The organism is Caballeronia sp. 11_S32, assembly GCF_056930355.1.
Map to the genome: position 1 here is coordinate 2,715,854 of NZ_JBXOWH010000003.1, position 20,649 is coordinate 2,736,502.

The 20,649-nt window shown below is 62.8% G+C and carries 18 protein-coding genes and 1 pseudogene; 15 read left to right on the forward strand and 4 right to left on the reverse strand.

Features of this window, described 5'->3' with window-relative positions; genetic code table 11:
* Positions 1-16 precede the first annotated feature (16 nt).
* Positions 17-544 carry an inorganic diphosphatase gene (gene ppa / locus AC1Z32_RS24410; protein WP_483481311.1) on the reverse strand — a complete coding sequence of 176 codons (528 nt, stop codon included), beginning with the start codon at positions 542-544 and terminating at the stop codon, positions 17-19.
* 217 nt (positions 545-761) lie between these two features.
* On the opposite strand from ppa, the gene AC1Z32_RS24415 reads away from it, so the two are divergent.
* The 3 genes from AC1Z32_RS24415 to AC1Z32_RS24425 all read left to right on the forward strand — a co-directional run bounded on the left by AC1Z32_RS24415 (position 762) and on the right by AC1Z32_RS24425 (position 4,483).
* Positions 762-2,201, forward strand: a complete 1,440-nt coding sequence (locus AC1Z32_RS24415; protein WP_483481313.1) for an aldehyde dehydrogenase family protein — start codon at positions 762-764, stop codon at positions 2,199-2,201.
* Between the two features lie 12 nt (positions 2,202-2,213).
* Complete coding sequence (locus AC1Z32_RS24420; RefSeq protein WP_483481315.1) at positions 2,214-2,990, forward strand: SDR family oxidoreductase; 777 nt, start codon at positions 2,214-2,216, stop codon at positions 2,988-2,990.
* 176 nt (positions 2,991-3,166) lie between these two features.
* Positions 3,167-4,483 (forward strand): MFS transporter, encoded by a 1,317-nt coding sequence (locus tag AC1Z32_RS24425; protein WP_483481317.1) that lies wholly within the window; start codon positions 3,167-3,169, stop codon positions 4,481-4,483.
* 301 nt (positions 4,484-4,784) lie between these two features.
* Here the strand turns inward: AC1Z32_RS24425 and AC1Z32_RS24430 are convergent.
* Positions 4,785-5,240, reverse strand: a pseudogene (locus tag AC1Z32_RS24430) (ABC transporter transmembrane domain-containing protein); the annotation flags it as partial.
* A 1,363-nt stretch (positions 5,241-6,603) separates the two neighbouring features.
* On the opposite strand from AC1Z32_RS24430, the gene urtA reads away from it, so the two are divergent.
* The 12 genes from urtA (at position 6,604) to ureG (ending at position 18,353) form a co-directional block, all read left to right on the forward strand.
* Positions 6,604-7,911, forward strand: a complete 1,308-nt coding sequence (gene urtA, locus AC1Z32_RS24435) for an urea ABC transporter substrate-binding protein (RefSeq protein ID WP_483481319.1) — start codon at positions 6,604-6,606, stop codon at positions 7,909-7,911.
* A gap of 90 nt (positions 7,912-8,001) precedes the next feature.
* Entirely contained in the window at positions 8,002-9,606 is a 1,605-nt protein-coding gene (gene urtB, locus AC1Z32_RS24440) for an urea ABC transporter permease subunit UrtB (protein ID WP_483481321.1), read from the forward strand.
* Positions 9,607-9,609: 3 nt separating this feature from the next.
* On the forward strand, positions 9,610-10,803 hold the full coding sequence (gene urtC, locus AC1Z32_RS24445; protein WP_483481323.1) for an urea ABC transporter permease subunit UrtC: 1,194 nt from the start codon (positions 9,610-9,612) through the stop codon (positions 10,801-10,803).
* Positions 10,800-11,669 (forward strand): urea ABC transporter ATP-binding protein UrtD, encoded by an 870-nt coding sequence (urtD, locus tag AC1Z32_RS24450; protein WP_483481325.1) that lies wholly within the window; start codon positions 10,800-10,802, stop codon positions 11,667-11,669. The genes urtC and urtD overlap by 4 nt, the downstream gene beginning before the upstream one ends.
* Before the next feature lie 691 nt (positions 11,670-12,360).
* Positions 12,361-13,053, forward strand: a complete 693-nt coding sequence (gene urtE, locus AC1Z32_RS24455) for an urea ABC transporter ATP-binding subunit UrtE (protein WP_483481327.1) — start codon at positions 12,361-12,363, stop codon at positions 13,051-13,053.
* A gap of 39 nt (positions 13,054-13,092) precedes the next feature.
* Positions 13,093-13,953, forward strand: a complete 861-nt coding sequence (locus AC1Z32_RS24460; RefSeq protein ID WP_483481329.1) for an urease accessory protein UreD — start codon at positions 13,093-13,095, stop codon at positions 13,951-13,953.
* A gap of 139 nt (positions 13,954-14,092) precedes the next feature.
* Positions 14,093-14,395 (forward strand): urease subunit gamma, encoded by a 303-nt coding sequence (locus AC1Z32_RS24465; protein WP_008342482.1) that lies wholly within the window; start codon positions 14,093-14,095, stop codon positions 14,393-14,395.
* Positions 14,396-14,399: 4 nt separating this feature from the next.
* Complete coding sequence (locus AC1Z32_RS24470; RefSeq protein WP_483481331.1) at positions 14,400-14,705, forward strand: urease subunit beta; 306 nt, start codon at positions 14,400-14,402, stop codon at positions 14,703-14,705.
* Between the two features lie 21 nt (positions 14,706-14,726).
* Positions 14,727-16,433: an urease subunit alpha gene (ureC, locus tag AC1Z32_RS24475; RefSeq protein ID WP_483481333.1), complete on the forward strand. Its 1,707-nt coding sequence runs from the start codon at positions 14,727-14,729 to the stop codon at positions 16,431-16,433.
* 6 nt (positions 16,434-16,439) lie between these two features.
* A complete protein-coding gene (ureE, locus tag AC1Z32_RS24480; RefSeq protein WP_483481335.1) occupies positions 16,440-17,027 on the forward strand; it encodes an urease accessory protein UreE in 588 nt (195 codons plus the stop codon).
* Entirely contained in the window at positions 17,014-17,694 is a 681-nt protein-coding gene (locus AC1Z32_RS24485; RefSeq protein WP_483481735.1) for an urease accessory protein UreF, read from the forward strand. Before ureE ends, AC1Z32_RS24485 begins: the two co-directional genes overlap by 14 nt.
* An 8-nt stretch (positions 17,695-17,702) precedes the next feature.
* Complete coding sequence (gene ureG / locus AC1Z32_RS24490; RefSeq protein WP_483481337.1) at positions 17,703-18,353, forward strand: urease accessory protein UreG; 651 nt, start codon at positions 17,703-17,705, stop codon at positions 18,351-18,353.
* A 21-nt stretch (positions 18,354-18,374) separates the two neighbouring features.
* On the opposite strand, the gene waaA is transcribed toward ureG, so the two are convergent.
* Both waaA and kdoO read right to left on the reverse strand, forming a co-directional pair.
* Positions 18,375-19,697, reverse strand: a complete 1,323-nt coding sequence (waaA, locus tag AC1Z32_RS24495) for a lipid IV(A) 3-deoxy-D-manno-octulosonic acid transferase (RefSeq protein WP_483481339.1) — start codon at positions 19,695-19,697, stop codon at positions 18,375-18,377.
* A gap of 32 nt (positions 19,698-19,729) precedes the next feature.
* A complete protein-coding gene (kdoO, locus tag AC1Z32_RS24500) occupies positions 19,730-20,614 on the reverse strand; it encodes a Kdo hydroxylase KdoO (protein WP_483481341.1) in 885 nt (294 codons plus the stop codon).
* Positions 20,615-20,649: the final 35 nt, after the last annotated feature.

Sequence of the window (20,649 nt, forward strand, 5' to 3'; positions counted from 1 at the left end):
TCGTCGGAAAAGCCGCTTACTTCTTGTAGTTCGCGACGCCTTCCGAGATTTCCTTGTGCGCGGCATCGATGCCCACCCAGCCCTCGACCTTCACCCACTTGCCCTTTTCGAGCGCCTTGTAGTTCTCGAAGAAGTGCTTGATCTGATCCTTCAGGTATTCCGGCACGTCGTCGATCGACTTGATGTTCGCCGTCATCGGGCAGATCTTGTCGTGCGGCACGGCGACGAGCTTCGCGTCCACGCCCGATTCATCCGTCATTTGCAGCATGCCGAGCGCGCGCGCGCGCACGACCGAGCCCGCGAGCAGCGGGAACGGCGTGATGACGAGCACGTCGACCGGGTCGCCGTCGCCCGAGAGCGTCTGCGGAATGAAGCCGTAGTTGGCCGGATAGCGCATGCCGGTGCCGATGAAACGGTCGACGACGAGCAGGCCCATGTCCTTGTCCGCTTCGTATTTGACCGGATCGCTCTGTGCGGGAATTTCGATGATGACGTTGAAATCCTGCGGGAGATCCTTGCCGGGAGGTACGTTGTTGAAGCTCATGAGCACTCTCTGGAGAAGTTGAGGTAGGAGATGGAATCGCACGGACGGACGGTGCTTTGGAACCGCCGCGGCGCGCGCGCATGAAGGCGCGTGATTGCGTCATTATAGCCAATCGGGCCCTGCGTCCTTGCCACGCACGGCGCGCGCCGGGCGTTGGCGCGATAATCGAACCCGGCATCGGTTTCCGGCAGCAGAACACTCGTTTCAGGAGACATGCATGGAAGACGCGAAGCATTTCATCGACAACCGCTGGGTCGCGGCATCGGGCGGCGAGACGATTCCGGTCGTCGATCCGTCGGACGGGCAGATCTTCGCGCAGATCGCGCGCGGCACGCCCGCCGATATCGACCGCGCGGTGTCCGCCGCGCGCACCGCGTTCGATGGCGACTGGGGCGCGATGAACGCCGTCGATCGCGGACGCATCCTCGCGCGCCTGTCGATGCTGATCGCCGCGTGCCACGAGGAAATCGCGCAGGTCGAGGCACGCGACACAGGCAAGCCGCTCAAGCAGGCGCGCGCCGACGCCACCGGCATCGCGCGCTATTTCGAGTTCTACGCGGGCGCCGCCGACAAGCTGCACGGCGAAACCCTCCCCTATCAGCACGGCTACACCGTGCTCACCATTCGCGAGCCGCACGGCGTGACGGGCCACATCGTGCCGTGGAACTATCCGCTGCAGATTTTCGGGCGCAGCGTCGGCGCGGCGCTCGCGGCCGGCAATGCGTGCGTCGTGAAGCCTGCGGAGGATGCGTGCCTGTCGCTGTTGCGCGTCGCGGAACTGGCGGCGGAAGCGGGCCTGCCCGACGGCGCGCTCAATATCGTCACCGGCTACGGCCACGAAGCGGGCGCGGCGCTCGCGCGGCATCCGGGCATCGATCACATTTCGTTCACCGGCTCGCCCGCGACGGGCGCGGCCGTCACCAAGATGGCCGCCGACAACCACGTGCCCGTCACGCTGGAACTCGGCGGCAAGTCACCGCAAATCGTGTTCGCCGATGCCGATTTCGACGCCGCCCTGCCCGTGCTCGTCGCCGCTATCGTGCAGAACGCCGGGCAGACGTGCTCGGCGGGCAGCCGCGTGCTGATCGAGCGCGACGCGTACGAGCCGCTGCTCGAGCGCCTGTCGCAGGCGTTCGCGGCGCTGAAGGTCGGCCCGAGCAAGCGCGATCTCGACTGCGGCCCGCTCATCAGCGCGAAGCAGCAGCAGCGCGTGTGGGATTTTCTCTCCGATGCGCAGCACGACGGCATCGGGATGGCCGCGCATGGCGAAGTCGTCGGCGATGCGCCGGAGTCGGGCTTCTATCAGGCGCCCACGCTCTTGCGGGATGTGCCGCCAACGCATCGTCTCGCGCGCGAGGAAGTGTTCGGCCCGGTGCTCGCCGCGATGCCCTTCGACGACGAAGCCGACGCGCTCAGGCTCGCCAACGGCACGGATTACGGCCTGGTCGCGGGCATCTGGACCCGCGACGGCGCGCGCCAGATGCGCCTTGCGCGCCGCGTGCGCTCGGGGCAGGTGTTCATCAACAACTACGGCGCGGGCGGCGGCATCGAATTGCCGTTCGGCGGCGTGAAGCACTCGGGACACGGACGCGAGAAAGGTTTCGAGGCGCTGTACGGCTTCACGACGCTGAAGACCATCGCCATCAAGCACGGATAACGGGAGACTCGCATGCGACTGCAAGGGAAGACGGTGATCGTGACGGGCGGCGGCTCGGGCTTCGGTGAAGGCATCGCGAAGACCTTTGCGCGCGAAGGCGCGAATGTCGTCGTCAACGATCTGAACGGCCCGGCGGCCGAACGTGTGGCGAGTGAGATCGCGCTCGCGTCGTCGCCGGAAGTGAAGCACGGCCGCGCGATAGCCGTGGCGGGCGACGTCACGAAACGCGCCGACTGGCAAACGCTCTTCGATGCCGCGATTCAGGACTTCGGCAGCGTGCAGGTCGTCGTCAACAACGCGGGCACGACGCACCGTAACAAGCCCGTGCTCGACGTGACCGAGGCCGAGTTCGACCGCGTCTATGCGGTGAACGTGAAGAGCATCTACTGGAGCGTCGAGCAGTTCGTGCCTTACTTCCGCGAGCAGGGCGGCGGCGCGTTCATCAATATCGCGTCGACGGCGGGCGTGCGGCCGAGGCCGGGGCTCGTCTGGTACAACGGCAGCAAGGCGGCGGTGATCATCGCGAGCAAGGCGCTCGCGGTCGAACTGGGCACGGACCGCATCCGCGTGAACTGCATCAATCCGGTGATGGGCGAAACCGCCCTGCTCACCGAGTTCATGGGCATGGAAGACACGCCCGAGAACCGCCGCAAGTTTCTCGCGACGATTCCGCTCGGCCGTCTTTCCACGCCGCAGGACATCGCAAATGCAGCGCTGTATCTCGCCTCCGACGATGCCGAGTTCATCACCGGCGTCGCGCTCGAAGTGGATGGCGGACGCTGCGTCTGACCGAGGCCGCGCACGCCGCGCGACGAATGCGGCGTGCGCTTAAACATCCGTGCTTTCCCTAGCGAAAACAAGCGTTTGGCGTCGATGCCGAGGGGCTAGAATCCTTACGCGTTCGTAATCGTGAGCGGGCCCATCCGCTCGGCTTCGCGCAAAAATAATTAATGGAGACTAGCAACATGGCCAGCACCGCCAAACCCATGCCCCGCCCCGGCGCGGGGGCGCCTTCCGCGTTCGAGGAGGCGACATATCGAAAGGTCGTCTGGCGGCTCGCGCCGCTTCTGCTCATCTGTTATGTGGTCGCGTATCTCGACCGCGTGAACGTGGGCTTCGCCAAGTTGCAGATGGCCGCGGACTTGCAACTGTCGGACGCCGTGTACGGTTTCGGCGCGGGCATTTTCTTTTTCGGCTACTTCATCTTCGAGATTCCGTCGAACATCATCCTGCATCGCGTTGGCGCGCGCGTGTGGATCGCGCGGATCATGATCACGTGGGGCATCATTTCCGCCCTCACGATGTTCATCAGCACGCCGACCATGTTCTACGTGATGCGCTTTCTGCTCGGCGCGGCGGAAGCGGGCTTCTTCCCCGGCATCATCCTTTATCTGACGTACTGGTTTCCGGCGCGCCGGCGCGGTCGCATGACGACGCTGTTCATGACGGCCATCGCGCTTTCCGGTCTGATCGGCGGGCCGATCAGCGGCTGGATCATGGATGCGTTCCACATGAAAAACGGCTGGCACGGCTGGCAATGGCTGCTGCTGCTCGAAGGCATTCCGTCGATCATCGTCGGCATTGTCGTGTTCCTGAAGCTCGACGACCGCATTTCGAAGGCTGCGTGGCTCACGCAGGAAGAACGCGAACTGCTCGAGCGCAATATCGCCGCCGATAACGTCGAGAAGGAAGATCTGTCGCTCGGCAAGATTCTCTCCAGCCCGAAGGTGTGGCTGATGAGCATCATCTATTTTTCGTTCGTGATGGGGCTTTATGGCGTGAGCTTCTGGCTGCCGACCATCATCAAATCGATGGGCATTTCGGATGCGCTCCACGTTGGGCTGCTCTCCGCGATTCCTTATGGCGCGGCCGTGATCGGCATGCTGTACGCGGCGCGCAGCGCAGATCGCTCCGGCGAGCGTCGCTGGCATATCGCGATTCCCGCGTTCATCGGGGCGATCGGGTTGGTGATGTCGGTCGTGCTGGCGGGCAATACGACGCTCGCGATGCTCGGCCTCACGCTCGCGACGATGGGCATTCTCACGACGCTGCCGTTGTTCTGGAGCCTGCCGACGGCGTTCCTCGCGGGGACCGGCGCCGCTGCCGGTATCGCGATGATCAATTCGCTCGGCAATCTTGCCGGGTTTCTGAGTCCCTATCTCGTGGGGTGGCTCAAGCAGGCCACCGGTTCCAATGCGAGCGGCATGTATATGCTCACCGGCTTTCTCGTGCTTGGGGCTTTGCTTGCGTTGAGCGTGCCGGCGAGGATGGTTAATCGTTGAGGTGTTGGCATCGCCAGCGCTGCCGGTCGGCGCGTTCAGCTATTCGCAAGCGCTCGATGAAGTAATCGGCTTCATCGAGCGAAAGAAGAGCGAACGAGGCTGCTGACGTCGTGGAAGGCGTGCCTCGCTGGACAGCAAGGCTGACGCGTGATGCATACCATCGCTCGCCCGATGAGCTTGCGATGGCATGCCTGGACTACTGCAACCTGGCTTTAATGCAGCAACGCGTCGGTGACGAATTGGCAAGCATGTGCATCGGCACAGCCGAATCGGCGGGCGATGTGTCGGCTGCATAAACCGAGTAGCCGAGTGGCAATGCCAGCAGATGACGGAACAGCCTCGCACCGAGTTCGACATCGATACGATTCGTCGTATGAGCGAACACGTAGTTGCGCAGCCCCGTGAGCAGGATTTCGAATACCGAACTCACCAGCAACGCGACGCACACGACGTTGAGCGTGCTGTAGGTGCGATTGACGAGCACCTTGTCCATCACCACCTGGAACATCAGCGGCGAGATCAGCCCGAACAGTTGCAGCACGAACGAGACGCCGAGCACTTCGAGCAAGAGTCTGCGATAGCGAACCACGGCGGGGATGAACCACGAGAAGTCGAAGCGCGCCATCTCACCGGCGAGGGACGCGCGTGAGGTGAAGAGCAGCATCTTCCCGCTGCTGCGGGCGACGACTTCCTCTAGTGGCCTGACCATCGGCGCCGTCATACCTGGCTCGAGGATCAATGCGGTCTTTCCGTCCGACTGATGGATCCGATCTGTAATTCACTCAGTCGCGTCTCGCGATCAAGGTCTTGTAATTTTGCCTTCCACTACCTTACAACCTTGAAATACTTTGGATTGTTAATTATCGAAAAATAGACTAGGAAAAAGTTTGAATGTCTTAGTTATTCTCATGGCTGCGACAGCGCGCTCGAATTCGATATCGAGACCACGACGCCAGTCTTTATAAAGCCCCGCTCCATCTTGACGCGTCATTGCAGAAAGCTGCGGCGGTTCGATTTGCGGTAGCTGGGAGCTTGATCAGCATATCGAAATGATGCGAGAACAGATCCGACCAAGCTGCGCGGCCGACCAGTCAATCGGGGGTGCATGTGCTTCCTTGCTTACGCTGTCATCTGGCTACATCGGGTTTCGCCGGTCATGAAATCCTGTTTTCGCGTCGGTCTATTTGCGTTGCCCCTATGCGGGGCGGCAGTCACTTTCTTTGCTGCTGCAAAGAAAGTAACCAAAGAAACAGCTATCCCCATCCAAAGTACTTCAAGCCGGCCCCGGCACAGAACTGCGCAAGTGGTCCGGCAGTAGCGAGTGCCCTCATAGGCCTAATCGGGCTTGGATCGCGCACGGTCTGACACATCGCGCCACTTCACTTACTGGTTCAGCACGAAAAGGCTCCGGCCCGCTTCGCGGCCGACCGGTCAATTGGGTCGGCGCGCGCCTTTTTGCTAACGCGTCTATCTCTCCGCATTCGCCCACCGTTGGTTTCCCTTGCAGACCCAACGGCAGCGCGTAGCGCTGTGCTGGAGCTATTTGGTGCTGAACCAGCGCCCTTAAACGCCTAGCTTGCCAGACCGTGCGCGGTCCAAGCCCGGTTAGACCTTTGAGGGCACTCGCTACTGCCGGACCACATACCATCTTCTGTGCCGGGGCCGGCTTGAAGCACTTTGGATGGGACAAGCTGTTTCTTTGGTTACTTTCTTTGCAGCAGCAAAGAAAGTGACTGCCGCCCCGCACAGGGGCAGAGCAAATAGACCGACACGAAAACAGGATTTCATGAAAACACGCGCAGGAGGCCCGGCTCAAACGCAACGCTATTAGATCAACGCAAAACCGGAATCCGGCGCGTCGAGCCGAAACAAAACGAAACGAAGCAAAAAACAAAACTCAAAACCCAGCCGAACGATAACAAAGCAACCACGCACCGCAACGATGCACCCGCGTTAAAGCGTGCACCAAAACCCCGCTCAATTCCGAAGTCGCCGACAGCAAAAAACCCCGCGAAACCGTTGCCACAAAGCCATTCCACCCTAATTGGCACAACCCTTGCAGAACGAACCGAGCAATCGTCATTGCTCAAACAAACACATCGGCAAGGGGAACACTCATCATGAAACGACGCAGTCTGCTGAAGTTCGGCTCCATGTCGGGCGCACTCGCCCTCGCGGGTCAGCTTCCGATCACGAAAGCCCAAGCCGCCGATACGGGTCCGATCAAAGTCGGCATCCTGCATTCGCTGTCCGGCACGATGGCGATCTCCGAGACATCGCTAAAGGACACGGCGCTCATGACCATCGCCGATATCAACAAGAGCGGCGGCGTGATGGGCCGGCAGATTCAACCCGTCGTCGTCGATCCGGCTTCGAACTGGCCGCTCTTCGCCGAGAAGGCGCGCCAGCTTCTCACACAGGACAAGTGCGCCGTCGTGTTCGGCTGCTGGACCTCGGTATCGCGCAAGTCCGTGCTGCCGGTCTTCGAGGAACTCAACGGCCTGCTCTTCTACCCCGTGCAATACGAAGGCGAAGAGATGTCGCGCAACGTGTTCTATACGGGCGCGGCGCCGAATCAGCAGGCGATCCCCGCCGTCGAATACCTGATGGGCGCGGAAGGCGGCAACGCAAAGCGCTTCTTCCTGCTCGGCACCGATTACGTGTATCCGCGCACGACCAACAAGATCCTGCGCGCGTTCCTCCACTCCAAGGGCGTCAAGGATGCGGACATTCAAGAGGTCTACACACCGTTCGGACATAGCGACTATCAAACCATCGTCGCGAACATCAAGACCTTTGCCCAAGGGGGAAAGACGACCGTCATCTCTACGATCAACGGCGATTCGAACGTACCGTTCTACAAGGAGCTCGGCAACCAGGGCCTGAAAGCGACCGATGTGCCCGTCGTCGCGTTCTCGGTCGGTGAGGAAGAACTCCGCGGCATCGATACGAAACCGCTCGTCGGGCACCTCGCCGCATGGAACTACTTCATGTCGGTGAAGAACACGAACAACTCGAAGTTCGAGAAGCAGTTCTTCGAGTATGCAAAGGCGCAGAACCTCCCCGGCGGCGACAAGCGCGTGACCAACGATCCGATGGAAGCCACCTTCGTCGGCATCCACATGTGGAAGCAGGCCGTGGAAAAGGCAAAGAGCGCCGATGTCGACAAGGTCCGCGCCGCGATGGTCGGCCAGACCTTCGCCGCGCCTTCCGGCTTCACGCTGACGATGGACGGCAATCACCATCTGCACAAGCCGGTGATGATCGGCGAGATTCGCGGCGACGGCCAGTTCAACGTCGTGTGGAAGACCAAGACCGCGATCCGCGCGCAGCCGTGGAGCCCGTATATCGCGGGCAATCAGGGCAAGCCGGATATGGTGAGCTCGATTCCGTCGTTCCTGCGTCGTCAGCGCGTGCGCGTCGCGTGATGCTTTGATGGTTTGAAGCGGTGAGGCCGCGCACTCATTCACGTCATCCGTGATGCGCGCGGCCGTTCATGTCTCATCAGAAAGGCCATCATGACCGGTTCCTTCTTGCGCGTCCTGCTCGCGCTCTTCATCGCGATCGCGCCGTTCAGCGCTCGCGCGCTCACGAACGACGATCTCGCCCCGCTCGCCGGCGACGACTTCGAAGCCAAGTCCGCCGCCATCGACAAGCTCATTTCGAATGCCGATGCGCCATCCGTTGCCGTGCTGAACGCCCTGTCCGATGGCTCGCTCGTCGCGACCGACAATGGCCACGTCTACCTTCAAACCGACGATGGCACCAAGGATCCGATGACCGGCAAACCCGTCGAAGCGCCGGACGCGCAGCAGATCACGCTGAGCAATATCCTGCGCACGAAAGTAGCGGGCGCGCTGTCGGGCTTGCAGCTTGCATCGACCGATATCGCGAAGCGCCGCGAAGCCATCGCGGCGCTGCTGAAGAGCCCCGATGCATCGATGAAGCCGATGATCGATCACGCCCGCGCCATCGAGAAAGACCCCGAACTGAAGAAGCGCCTCGACACGCTCTGGGCGATGACCGCGCTGCACGATCCCGACGTGAACAAGCGCATCGAAGCCGCGCAACTCGTCGCCGCGCGGCATGACCTCGACATGTACGAGCTGCTGCGCCCCATCGTCGCGAAGAAGTCCGACGGCACCTTCAACGAGCCGGACGAACGCGTGCGCGACGCGGCGCAGGAAGGCATCAACGCGCTCGATTCGATTCAACGACGCAGCGAAATCTTCGGCACGATCTTCGCGGGACTCTCGCTCGGCAGCGTGCTGCTGCTCGCGGCGCTGGGACTGGCGATCACGTATGGCCTGATCGGCGTCATCAACATGGCTCACGGCGAGTTCCTGATGATCGGCGCGTATGCGACCTACGTCGTGCAAAACCTCGTGCAGCACTACGCGCCCGCCGCGTTCAACTGGTATCCGCTGTTCGCCGTGCCCGCTTCGTTCATCGCGGCGGCGCTGGTCGGCATCGTATTGGAAAGGCTCGTGCTGAAGCATCTCTATGGACGTCCGCTCGAAACGCTGCTGACGACCTTCGGCATCAGCCTGATCCTCATTCAGGCGACACGCACGCTCTTCGGCGCGCAGAACGTGCAGGTGACGAACCCTTCATGGATGAGCGGCGGCGTCGCCGTGATGCAAAACCTGATCCTGCCGTACAACCGTCTGACGATCCTCGCGTTCTCGCTCGCAGTCGTGGCAATCGCGTGGGGCGTGCTCACGAAGACGCGCCTCGGCCTCTTCGTGCGCGCGGTGACGCAGAACCGCCGCATGGCCGCGTGCGTCGGCGTTAAGACGGCGCGTGTCGATTCGTATGCGTTCGCGTTCGGCGCGGGCATCGCGGGACTCGGCGGCTGCGCGCTCTCGCAGATCGGCAACGTCGGTCCGGATCTCGGGCAGAGCTACATCATCGATTCGTTCATGGCGGTGGTGCTGGGCGGCGTCGGTCAGCTTGCCGGAACCGTGATCGGCGGCTTCGGGCTCGGTCTCGTCAGCAAGGCCGTCGAGCCGTTCTGGGGCGCGGTACTCGCGAAGATCGCGGTGCTCGTGCTCATCGTGTTGTTCATTCAGAAGCGTCCGCAGGGCATGTTCGCCCTGAAGGGCCGCAGCGCGGAGGCCTGAATCATGACCGCCTCGACCAATATCGCCGCCAACCTCGACGTCGCGCCGCAACCCGACTCGAACGCCGCGTGCGCGGGCTTCGCGCTCGGCTTGCCGCCGCGCGCCGCGCTCCTGCCGCGCAATGGCTGGATCGCGTTGATCGCGCTCATCGTCACGATGGGCATCTTCGTGCCGGTCAGCGCGCTCGTGCTGCCGGAAACGAGCACGTTCCATTTGTCGGCTTACGCGATGACGCTCGTCGGCAAGCTCATGTGCTATGCGATCGGCGCGCTCGCGCTCGATCTCGTATGGGGCTACTGCGGCATCCTGAGCCTCGGCCACGCGCTCTTCTTCGCGCTCGGCGGCTATGCGATGGGCATGTACTTGATGCGCTCGATCGGCCGCGAAGGCGTGTACAAGAGCGACCTCCCCGACTTCATGGTGTTTCTCGACTGGCACAAGCTGCCGTGGTACTGGGAAGGCACGGAACATCTCTGGGTTGCGTTGCTGCTCGTCGTGCTCGTGCCTGGCGTGCTCGCCTGGGTGTTCGGCTTCTTCACGTTCCGCTCGCGCGTGAAGGGCGTGTATCTGTCGATCATCACGCAGGCCATGACCTTCGCCGCGATGCTGCTCTTTTACCGCAACGAAACGGGCTTCGGCGGCAATAACGGCTTCACCGACTTCAAGCGTATCGCGGGCTTTCCGATCACGCATCCCGGCACGCGCACCGTATTGTTCCTCATTACGTTCGCGGTGCTCGTGCTCGCGTTTCTCGCGGCGCGCTGGATCGTCACGTCGAAGCTCGGCCGCGTCGTCACCGGCGTGCGCGATGGCGAAGCGCGTCTCATGTTCCTCGGTTACAGCCCGCTCGCTTACAAGCTTTTCATCTGGACCGTATCGGCGGTGTTGTGCGGCATTGCGGGCGCGTTGTATGTGCCGCAAGTCGGCATCATCAATCCGAGCGAGATGTCGCCTGCGAACTCGATCGAAATGGCGATCTGGGTCGCCGTGGGCGGACGCGGCACCTTGATCGGGCCGATCGTCGGCGCGTTCGCGGTGAATGGTGCGAAGAGCTTTTTCACGGCGTATTTCGCGGAATACTGGCTGTTTTTCCTCGGCCTCATCTTCACGCTCGTGCCCTTGCTTCTGCCGAACGGCATCATGGGTCTCATCGAACTCGCGCGCCGCAAGAAGACCGCAGGAGATTGCGCAGAATGACCGCACACCATGCATTGATCGTCGATCTGCCGCCGATTCCCTCTGTCGAAGAGCACACCAATCTCAACGGCGTCGCGGGCCTGGGACATGTGCTCGCGCCCGGCGAGATCGACATATCGCACGGCACGATTCTCTATCTCGAAGACGTGACCGTGAGCTTCGATGGCTTTCGCGCGTTGAACAAGCTGACGCTCTCGATCGACGTAGGCGAACTGCGCTGTGTCATCGGCCCGAACGGCGCGGGCAAGACGACGATGATGGATGTCATCACCGGCAAGACGCGCCCCGATGGCGGCAAGGTTTTTCTCGGCCAGACGCTGGATCTCACGCGCATGTCGGAGCCGGTGATCGCGCGCACGGGCATCGGCCGAAAGTTTCAGAAGCCGACCGTGTTCGAGAATCATCCTGTGTGGGAGAACCTCGAGCTCGCGATGAAGACGGACAAGCGCTGGTTCGCATCGTTGCGCGCGCGGCTGGATCGTCATGCGCAGGTTCGCATCGAGGAAACGTTGGAGTTGATTCGCCTGCAGCATCAGGCGACGCGGCTTGCGGGCGAGTTGTCGCATGGACAGAAGCAGCGGCTCGAAATCGGCATGTTGCTAATGCAGCAGCCTGCTTTGCTTTTGCTCGACGAACCCGCCGCCGGGATGACCGATCACGAGACCATGGAGCTTGCTGAACTTTTGAATAAGCTGCGCGGTTCGTGCTCGATGATGGTCGTCGAGCATGACATGGAGTTTGTTGCCGCGCTGGCAGGCGATAGTGGCAAGGTCACGGTGATGGCCGAAGGCAGTGTCCTCGCCGAAGGGACGCTTGATGTCGTCAAGCGGGACGAAGGGGTTATTGAATCTTATCTCGGGCGGTGAGTTTGTCTTTCGACTGGGCTTTCTTTCGTTCGTGGAATCCTGTTTTCGCGTCGGTCTATTGGCGTTGCCCCTGTGCGGGGCGGCAGTCACTTTCTTTGCTGCTGCAAAGAAAGTAACCAAAGAAACAGCTATCCCCATCCAAAGTACTTCACACCGGCCCCGGCACAGAAGATCGCACGTGGTCCGGCAGTAGCGAGTGCCCTCACAAAACTCACCGGGCTTGGACCGCGCACGGTCTGACTAGCTAGTTGTTTTGGCGCGCTGGTTCAGCACCAAATAGCTCCGGCACAGCGCTACGCGCTGCCGTTGGGTGTGCAAGGGGAACCAGCGGTGGTCGAATGCAGTGAGATAGAAGCGTTAGTAAGGAAGCACACGCAGCCCCGATGGACCGGTCGGCCGCGAAGCGGGCCGGAGCTATTTGGCGCCTTACCAATCAGTTGAGTGGTGCGATGTGTCAGACCGTGCGCGATCCAAGCCCGGTGAGTTTTGTGAGGACACTCGCTACTGCCGGACCACTTGCGAAGTTCTGTGCCGCGGCCGGCCTGAAGTACTTTGGATGGGGATAGCTGTTTCTTTGGTTACTTTCTTTGCAGCAGCAAAGAAAGTGACTGCCGCCCCGCATAGGGGCAACGCTAACAGACCGACACGAAAACAGGCTTTCACAGCAGCCCGAACCGAACGAAAACCAGAAATGCTAGAACTCGACAACCTGAATCAATACTATGGCGGCAGCCACATCCTCCGCGATGTGAAGATGACCGTCCCCGAAGGCAAACTCACAGTGCTGCTGGGCCGCAACGGCGTAGGCAAGACGACGCTCCTGCGCTGCCTCATGGGCGTAGTCCCGACAAAAAGCGGCACCATCACCTGGCGCGGCAGCAAGATCTCCTCGATGCCAACCCACGCACGCGTCGCGAGCGGCCTCGCCTATGTCCCGCAGGGACGCGATATCTTCGGCCGTCTCACCGTCGAAGAGAACCTGCTCGTCGGCGCAGCAAGCCGCAAGGCGCCCTCGAAAATTCCCGATCGCATCTACGATCTCTTTCCCGTGCTCCGCGATATGAAGCATCGCCGCGGCGGCGATCTCTCAGGCGGACAGCAACAGCAACTCGCGATAGGCCGCGCGCTGATGAGCGAGCCGCAACTGCTCATTCTCGATGAACCGACCGAAGGCATTCAGCCATCGATCATCCGCGATATCGGCCGCACGTTGCGTCAGCTCGTCGACGAAATGGGCATGACGGTGCTGCTCGTCGAACAGTATTACGACTTCGCACGCGAGCTCGCGGACCGCTACTGGGTCATGAGCCGCGGCGAGATCGTCGCGGGCGGCGCAGGCTCGGAAATGGACGAGCATGGAGTGCGCGAGCTGATCGCCGTATGATGAAGCCTCGCTATCTATCGCGCATTTCGCCTCCTTCCCATGCTTCATGAATCGCACGCGACACTCGTCGATCCGAACGTCTGGCGCGGCTCGCTCGAACTCGGTTATGCGCGCCAGCATGACCGCACCGTTTGCGTTCATCGCAAGCACGAAGGGCCATTGCGCCTGCAACGGCCGCTCTATCCCGAAGGCGATATCTGTCATTCGGTGATCGTGCATCCGCCGGGCGGGGTCGCGGGCGGAGACCGCCTGTTCATCGACGTTCGCTTGCAACAGAACACGCACGCCGTCATCACGACGCCGGGCGCGACGAAGTGGTACAAGGCCAACGGCAAACTCGCGACGCAGCGCATCGAGATCGATCTCGCGGCGAACGCGAAGCTCGACTGGCTTCCGCAAAACAACATCGTCTTCGAATCGTCAAACGTCGAGCTCGAATTCAATCTCACGCTCGATGAAGGCGCCACCGCCATCGGCTGGGACGCGATGCTGCTCGGCCGCGCCGCTGCCGGCGAGAAATGGACGCAAGGACATGCCAAGGCGCTTTCGCGCATCGCACATCGCGATGGCTCAACGCTCTGGTTCGAACGCACGCTGCTCGACGCAAGCGATCCGCTGCGCGATGGCGCGCAAGGTCTCGCGGGCTTTCCCGCCTACGGCACGCTCTGGGCGATCGGCCCCGCGTGCGACGACGCGCTCGCCGAAGCGCTGACCGCGCAACTGCCCTTCAGCGATGAACTCCGCGCGGCTGCATCGTGCGTGACGCCGGGCGTGTTGATCGTGCGCGCGATCAGCCGCTCGATGGAACCGCTGCAACGCGCGCTCACCGATTGCTGGACGCATCTCCGTCCCGTCGTGCATGGCGTCGAGGCGCGGCCCTTGCGGCTCTGGACAACCTGACTGCACCACGCTGACGCAGCGATTCGCCCCGCGATGGTGCGCGTGCATCACGCGATAGCACGATATGCACGGATCAAGGGCAAACCATCGATGGCACGACTTTCGCTACAGACCATCGACCGACGCAAACAATAAACCCATGAAACTCACGCCTCGCGAAAAGGACAAGCTCCTCATCTTCACCGCGGCATTGCTCGCAGAACGCCGCCGCGCGCGCGGCCTGAAGCTGAATCATCCGGAAGCGGTCGCGTTCATATCGGCTGCATTGATGGAAGCGGCGCGCGACGGCAAGACCGTCGCCGAAGTCATGCATTACGGCACCACGCTGCTCACGCGAGACGACGTGATGGAAGGCGTGCCCGAGATGATCCCCGACATCCAGATCGAAGCGACCTTCCCCGACGGCACGAAGCTCGTCACGGTTCATCATCCGATCCCTTGAGAACATGATCCCAGGCGAATACTTCATCGACGACGGCGAGCACGAGCTCAACGCGGGCCGTGAAACCGTGACGGTCGTCGTCGCGAATCATGGCGACAGGCCCGTGCAGGTCGGCTCGCACTTTCACTTCTACGAAGTCAACACGGCGCTCAAGTTCGAGCGCGAGAAGGCACGCGGCTTTCGCCTGAACATCGCGGCCGGCACCGCCGTGCGCTTCGAGCCGGGACAGGAACGCACGGTCGAACTCGTCGCGCTCGCGGGCGATCGTCACGTGTACGGCTTCAACGCGCTCGTCATGGGTCCGCTTTAATTCAAAAGCCAAAGGAAGAATATGACGCTACGCATCGGCCGCCGCGCTTATGCGGAAATGTTCGGCCCGACCACCGGCGACCGCGTGCGCCTCGCCGACACCGATCTCATCATCGAAGTCGAGCGCGACTTCACCACGTATGGCGAAGAAGTGAAGTTCGGCGGCGGCAAGGTGATCCGCGACGGCATGGGCCAGTCGCAACGCCCCGCCGCCGATGTGGCCGATACAGTCGTCACCAACGCGCTGATCCTCGATCACTGGGGCATCGTGAAGGCCGATATCGGGATCAAGGGCGGACGCATCCACGCGATCGGCAAGGCAGGCAATCCCGACATCCAGCCGAACGTGAATATCGCGATCGGCGCGGCGACGGAAGTGATCGCGGGCGAAGGCATGATAGTGACGGCGGGCGGCGTCGATACGCACATTCACTTCATCAGCCCGCAACAGATCGACGAAGCCCTCGCAAGCGGCGTCACGACGATGCTCGGCGGCGGCACCGGTCCCGCGACAGGCACCAATGCGACAACCTGCACGCCGGGCCCGTGGCACATGGAGCGCATGCTGCAGGCGGCCGATGGCTGGCCGGTCAATCTCGGCTTTCTCGGCAAGGGCAACGCGAGCCTGCCTGAGCCGCTGATCGAACAGGTGAAGGCGGGCGCGATCGGTTTGAAGCTGCATGAAGACTGGGGCACGACGCCCGCGGCCATCGACAATTGCCTCTGCGTCGCCGACGACACCGACACGCAAGTCGCCATCCACACGGACACGCTCAACGAAGCGGGCTTCGTCGAGACGACCATCGCCGCGTTCAAGGGCCGCACGATCCACACGTATCACACGGAAGGCGCGGGCGGCGGTCATGCGCCGGACATCATCAAGGTAGCGGGCGAATCGAACGTGCTGCCCTCTTCCACGAATCCGACGCGCCCTTACACCGTCAACACGCTCGACGAGCATCTCGACATGCTGATGGTGTGCCATCACCTCGATCCGTCGATCGCGGAAGACATCGCGTTCGCGGAGTCGCGCATTCGCCGCGAGACGATCGCCGCCGAAGATATCCTGCATGATCTCGGCGCATTGTCGATGCTGTCGTCCGATTCGCAGGCGATGGGACGCGTCGGCGAAGTCATCATCCGCACGTGGCAGACGGCGCACAAGATGAAGGTGCAACGCGGCGCATTGCCCGAGGACAACGCGCGCAACGATAACTTCCGCGCGAAGCGTTACGTCGCGAAGTACACGATCAATCCGGCGATCACGCATGGCATCGCGCATGAAGTCGGTTCGATCGAGCCGGGCAAGTGGGCCGATCTCGTGTTCTGGGAGCCGGCGTTCTTCGGCGTGAAGCCCGCGATGATCGTCAAGGGCGGCATGATCGCGCTCGCGCAGATGGGCGATCCGAATGCATCGATTCCGACGCCGCAGCCAGTGCATTATCGCGAGATGTTCGCGACGCGCGGCGGCGCGCTCGGCAAGACATCGCTCACGTTCGTGTCGCAAATGGCAATGGAAGCGCGCATCGCGGATCGTTATGGATTGACGAAGCAGATCGTCGCGGTGAAGAACTGCCGCAATGTGACGAAGGCCGACATGATTCACAATGCATGGCAGCCGTCCATCAGCGTCGATCCGCAGACCTATCAGGTGATCGCCGATGGACAATTGCTCACATGCGATCCCGCCACCGTTCTGCCGATGGCGCAGCGCTATTTTCTGTTCTGACTTTTCATGCGTACCATCGACAAACGTCTGACCGCGAAGCTCGCACCCGTGCTCGTCAAGCGCGCGCCCACGCTGACCCTTCCCTTCGATGCGCGCTGCAAGAGCCGTCTCGCCGCCACGCTCGATAACGGCGAGGAAGTCGCGCTCGTGATGCCGCGCGGCACGGTGCTCGCCGACGGCGACATGCTCGTCGCGGACGACGGCGGCTTCGTGCGCGTCGTCGCGGCGGCGGAAGCGGTGCTCGCCGTGCGCGCGCCCAGCGTGCGCCTGCTCACGCGCGCGGCTTACCATCTCGGCAATCGGCACACGCCCGTCGAAGTCGGCGCCGATTATCTGAAGCTCGAAGCCGATCCCGTGCTCGAAGACATGTTGAAGCGTCTCGGCGTGCTGGTCGCGCATGAGTCGCAGCCGTTCCAGCCCGAGACCGGCGCGTATGGCGGCGGTCACAAGCATGGCCACGACGATACCTTCAGCGAGGACTATGCGCTCGCGCAGAAGGTTTTCGACGAGCATCATGGGCATGATCATTCGCACGACCATGATCACTCGTCCTGCGGTCACGATCATCATCACCACGGTCATGCGCATCGCTGAACTCACGGCACTTCTGCATCTTGCATCGCCGGCGCTGCCGATCGGCGCGTTCAGCTATTCGCAAGGGCTCGAAGCGGCGATCGAACATGGTCTGATCCACGACGGCGACAGCGCGCGCGCGTGGATCGCGAGCGGTCTCACCCATGTGCTCGCGCGTGGCGAACTGCCTTTTCTGGCGCACCAGATCGAACGCTGGCGTGTGCATGACGACATCGCGCTTCGTCAGGCGAACGACGAATACATCGCGAGCCGTGAATCCGCGGAACTCAGACGCGAAACGGAACAGATGGGCTGGTCGCTCGCGCAGTTGTGCGCCTCGCTCGAATGGGGCGATGAAGCGCGCCGCGCGACGCTTGCCGCGATCAAGCCGATCGCGCAGCCGACCGCCTTCGCCTTCGCCGCGTTCGCGCACGATGCGACGCCGGAAGCCGCGCTCGTGGCCTATGCATTCAGTTGGGTCGAGAATCAGGCGGCCGCCGCGTTGAAGGCCGTGCCGCTCGGGCAGCTCGCGGGGCAGCGCATCATCGTCGCGATGCGTCAGCCGATCGATGACGCCGTGCGCCGCGCGCTCGATACATCGCCAGAACACATCAACACCTTCGCGCCGCAGCTCGGCATTCTGTCGGCGCGGCACGAATCGCAATACTCACGACTTTTCCGCTCCTAGCCTGCCACATGAACGCTCCCGCCTATTCCGCCGCCGCCCGCCGAACCAAGAAACTGCCGCCGTTGCGTGTCGGTGTCGGCGGGCCGGTCGGCTCCGGCAAGACCACGCTGCTCGAAATGCTTTGCAAGGCGATGCGCGAGAAATACGATCTCGTCGCCATCACCAACGATATCTACACGAAGGAAGATCAGCGCCTGCTGACCGTTGCCGGCGCGCTGCCGGCCGAGCGCATCATGGGCGTCGAGACGGGCGGCTGCCCGCATACGGCGATCCGCGAGGATGCATCGATCAATCTCGAAGCCGTCGATCGCATGGTGTCCAAGTTTCCGGATGCGGATATCGTGTTCATCGAATCGGGCGGCGATAACCTCGCGGCGACGTTCAGCCCGGAGCTATCCGATCTGACGATCTACGTGATCGATGTCGCCGGCGGCGAAAAGATTCCGCGCAAGGGCGGGCCGGGCATCACGAAGTCGGATCTGCTCGTGATCAACAAGACGGATCTCGCGCCTTATGTCGGCGCGAATCTCCACATCATGGCGAGCGATGCGAAGAAGATGCGCGGCGAGCGGCCGTTCGTGATGTGCAATCTGAAGGCGCTCGAAGGGCTTAATGACGTGATCGGCTTTATCGAGAAGAAGGGACTGCTGCTGGCCTGAAACGCGCGGCGAAGATGACGGTCACTTCGCCGCGTCGCTTTCCTCTTCGAGCAACGCGCCCAGCACGCTCACCGTGCGCTCCGTCGCGCCGCGATGCCTTGCCGCGAACGCCGAAGCCGCCGCGCTCATCGCGAGCCGCCTGGCCTTGTCGGAGAAGATCTCGCGCAACCCGCGCGCAAGCTCCTGCGGGTCCTGCACGCGCAGCGCGGCGCCTGCCGCGATGGCATCGTTGGTCGCCTGCGTGAAGTTGAACGTATGCGGCCCGATCAGCACCGGCACGCCCGCCGCGCACGCTTCGATCAGATTCTGCCCGCCAAGCGGCAGCAGACTTCCGCCGATGAACGCCAGATCCGCCGCTGCGTAATACGCGCCGAGTTCGCCCATCGAATCGCCTAGCAGCACCTGCACGCTCGCGGGCAACGGCTCCGGCACGTCCGCGCCCGATCCCGCCGCGACGGGCTTCGGCGCCCACACCGAGCGGCGCGCGCTCGAGAGCCCGAGACTCGCGATCAGCGCGGAGACTTCATCGAAACGCTGCGGATGACGCGGCACGAGGATCAGCAACGCATCGGGCACGTTCAGCGCGGAAAACGCGCGCAGGACCAACGTCTCTTCCCCTTCGCGCGTGCTCGCCGCGACCCACACGGGACGATCGCCGATCGCCGCGCGCCACGCCTGACCGCGCGCGACGAGTTCGGGCGGCGCGGTCATGTCGAACTTGAGATTGCCGAGCACCGCGACATTGCGCGCGCCCAGCGCCGTGAGCCGCTCGGCGTCGGACGGCGTCTGCGCGAGCACGCGCGAGAAACCGCCGAACACTTCGCGCACCGCGCGCCCGAACTTCGCCGCACGCCGGTATGAGCGTTCCGACATGCGCGCGTTCGTCAGCACGAGCGGCACGTCGGCGCGCTTGCATTCGTCGATGAGCGTCGGCCAGACTTCCGTCTCCATCACGATGCCGAGCGACGGCCGCCATGCGCGCAGAAATCGCCGCACGAGAACAGGCAGGTCGTAGGGAAGATAGCCGCGCAGCACGCGATCGCCGAACAGCTCGACGCCGGTCGCGCGGCCGCTCGGTGTCATGTGCGTGAGCAGCACGCGTGCTTCGGGATGCGCGCTCATCAACGCGTCGATGAGCGGCTGCGCCGCGCGCGTCTCCCCGACCGATACCGCGTGCACCCAGATGAGGGGCGCGAGATCATCGGCGCGACGCGGTGCAATGTGCCCGAAGCGTTCGCCGATATGCTCGCGATAGCCGCGCTCCTTGCGCGAACGGATATAGAGCCGCAGCACCGCGAGCGGCGCGACGATCCACCATAGCGCCCGGTAGACGGCTCTCAGCACGCTGGCCGATGCGCTCGGGGAAGCCGCGCCGCTCAAACGAGCGCCCTGCCCTTCAGGCGCTCGAGAATGCCGAGCGGCGCGCATTCGGGCCGCGCCATCGCCTTGACGGGCAGAAAGAACGTCTGCTCCATCATGAACTGGCCGGACATCACCGCGTGCGAAGTCTGATCCGAGAAGCAGACCCACACCGAGCCGGGCGGAAACGGCATGGTTTCTTGCGGCGAGACTTTTTGATAATCGAGATCGGCCTTCATCGCGTCATGCAGATGCAGCATCAGATGGTCGTACTCGGAGCGCTTCGACTTCGTGATGTGCAGCAGATTCATGAGCCACGCCGAGCCGGGCATCTGGGCCTTGATGCCGGGCAGGAAGCGCTTCGCCATGTCCTCGAACGGTTCACCGACGCGCCACACGCGCGGCGAGCCCTTCGGGTTGACGTTCGTGAACACGCGCAGGATGCGCTCGCCGTAGTTCGGGCGCGACGGGAAGGCATCGACGTGCAGGCGGCTGTCGTCCTTGCGCCAGGACGTCTCGCGCGTTTCGACCTGATGCAGCCGCAGGCTCGTGGGCGCGACGCGCAGCTTGCCGTCGTATTCGGGAAAGAGCCCGTCGACGAGCGAGCGCGCATTGTCCTGATAGCGCTTGATGAGCGAGCGCACCGCCGACTGCATCACGTTGTCGCCGAGCACGCCGTTCAACGCGCCGCCGTTGGGCGCGAGGCTGATGTTCTTGCGCTTCGGGTCCGCGATCTGCGGATCGAGCAGCGCGAGCTCGCCGCCGTCGATCTGAAAACGCAGATTGGGGAAATACAGCACCTTGCCGTTTTCGACGCCGGCCAGCAGCGTCTCGCGCGGCACGGACAGGTTCTTGCCCTGCCAGTCGCCCGATGCGACTTCGATGATTTGAGATTCCGTCATGTGTCTACGACCTTGAGTTGCCCGCGCACGGCGCC